The organism is Streptomyces turgidiscabies Car8 (assembly GCF_000331005.1).
GTDB lineage: Bacteria > Actinomycetota > Actinomycetes > Streptomycetales > Streptomycetaceae > Streptomyces > Streptomyces turgidiscabies.
The window spans coordinates 1-2,120 of the sequence record NZ_AEJB01000044.1 but is presented as its reverse complement, the minus strand read 5'-3'; the positions used below and the strand labels follow the sequence as shown (position 1 = coordinate 2,120).

Below are 2,120 nucleotides of genomic sequence, written 5' to 3'. Positions count from 1 at the left end.
CCTCCAGTTCGGCCTGGGTGAAGCGGGTCAGAGGATCGCTCCGGGGGTGTAGGCCGCGGCCTGGGGATGCTGCTTGGCGATCTCCTCGATCCGGCCCACGACGACGGCGACCTGGTCGGCGGCGGCGCCCGTGAACGACAGCTTGTCGGCCATCAGGGCGTCGAGCTGCGCGCGGTCCAGGGGGATGCGCTCGTCGGCGGCGAGCTTGTCGAGGAGCTCGTTGCGCTCGGTGCCCTGCTCACGCATGGCGAGCGCGGAGGCGACGGCGTTCTCCTTGATGGCCTCGTGCGCCACCTCGCGGCCCACACCCGCGCGCACCGCGCCCATCAGCACCTTCGTGGTGGCGAGGAAGGGGAGGTAGCGGTCGAGTTCGCGCGCGACGACGGCCGGGAAGGCGCCGAACTCGTCGAGGACCGTCAGGAAGGTCTCCAGCAGCCCGTCGAGGGCGAAGAACGCGTCGGGGAGGGCCACCCGGCGCACCACCGAGCAGGACACGTCGCCCTCGTTCCACTGGTCGCCCGCCAGCTCGCCCGTCATCGAGGCGTAGCCGCGCAGGATCACCATGAGCCCGTTGACGCGCTCGCAGGAACGGGTGTTCATCTTGTGCGGCATCGCGGACGAGCCGACCTGGCCGGCCTTGAAGCCCTCCGTCACCAGCTCGTGGCCGGCCATCAGCCGGATCGTCTTGGCGGTCGAGGAGGGCGCGGCGGCCAGCTGCACCAACGCGGTGACGACGTCGTAGTCCAGCGAGCGCGGATAGACTTGGCCGACGGAGGTGAAGGCGGTGGAGAAGCCCAGGTGCCCGGCGATCCGCTGCTCCAGCTCGGCGAGCTTGGACGCGTCGCCGCCGAGCAGGTCCAGCATGTCCTGGGCGGTGCCCACGGGGCCCTTGATGCCGCGCAGCGGGTACCGCTCCAGCAGCTCCTCGACCCGGCCGTACGCGACGAGCAGCTCGTCGGCGGCGGTCGCGAACCGCTTGCCCAGGGTGGTGGCCTGCGCGGCCACGTTGTGCGAACGGCCGGCCATGACCAGCTCGCCGTACTCACCCGCGAGCTTCCCGAGCCGCGTCAGCACGGCCACCGTACGGTCGCGCACCAGCTCCAGCGAGAGCCGGATCTGCAGCTGCTCCACGTTCTCGGTGAGGTCGCGGGACGTCATGCCCTTGTGGACGTGCTCGTGCCCGGCGAGGTCGTTGAACTCCTCGATCCGCGCCTTCACATCGTGCCGGGTGACCTTCTCGCGCTCGGCGATCGACGCCAGGTCGACGGTGTCGAGGACCCGCTCGTAGTCGGCGAGGGCGGCGTCGGGCACCTCGATGCCGAGGTCCTTCTGGGCCCGCAGCACGGCGAGCCAGAGCTGCCGCTCCAGCCTCACCTTCTGCTCGGGCGACCAGAGCGTGGCGAGCTCGGCGGAGGCGTAACGTCCGGCGAGGACGTTCGGGATGCGGGGCTTTGCGGGTGCGGCGGTCACGTGTACGGATTCTACTGGCGCTTCGTGCAGGTCGGCGCCACGGTCCTGTTCGGAGGAAGGTACGAGAGGCCGTCGTGCGAAGTGATCTCCGTGCCGGCAGGTTCGCGACTCTCGGCGACGCGGCGGATCACCGGAAGTCTGCCCCTTGACCACCAGCCGGTGCGGCCCGAGCAGTTCAGGTCGCACCGGACGGGGCTGTCAGGGCAGGTCGGCCAGGCGTCGCGCCCAGAAGGAGCGGTCGGTCCAGCGGGCCTCCTGGGCGTGGATGACACGGTGGCCGCGCAGATACGCGTTCCGTGCGGCCTCGACCTGGTCCGCGTAGGCGGCGAGGGCCGAGTCCGCGTCCTCAGGAACCTGACTCAGGCGGGCGTCGACGGCCAGGCCCGCGCTCAGCCCGGTGTAGAGGGCGGTCAGCACGCCCTGGGAGGAGAGCGGGTCGAAGGCGACCGCCGCGTCCCCGGCGGCGGTCCAGCCGTCTCCGTACACCCGGTCCAGGTGCGCTGTGTGCGCGGCGGCCCGGCGGGGTGCGGCGGGTGACGTGGGCGGGGGCCGGTCAGGGTGGACCCATCGGGACACGTGGCGGGTGGCCGACATCCGTCGGTGGAAGTGGCGTGCGGTGTGGGCAGCGGCGGGCAGGTCGGTGTCGGTGA

The 2,120-nt window shown here is 71.7% G+C and carries 2 protein-coding genes; both read right to left on the bottom strand.

Annotation, left to right across the window (positions count from 1 at the left end):
• Positions 1 to 27 precede the first annotated feature (27 nt).
• A complete protein-coding gene (gene purB, locus STRTUCAR8_RS03255) occupies positions 28 to 1,470 on the bottom strand; it encodes an adenylosuccinate lyase (protein WP_044471556.1) in 1,443 nt (480 codons plus the stop codon).
• A 198-nt stretch (positions 1,471 to 1,668) separates the two neighbouring features.
• Positions 1,669 to 2,120 (bottom strand): NAD(P)/FAD-dependent oxidoreductase (locus STRTUCAR8_RS03250; protein ID WP_006373983.1); only part of this gene is annotated, 452 nt, incomplete at its 5' end.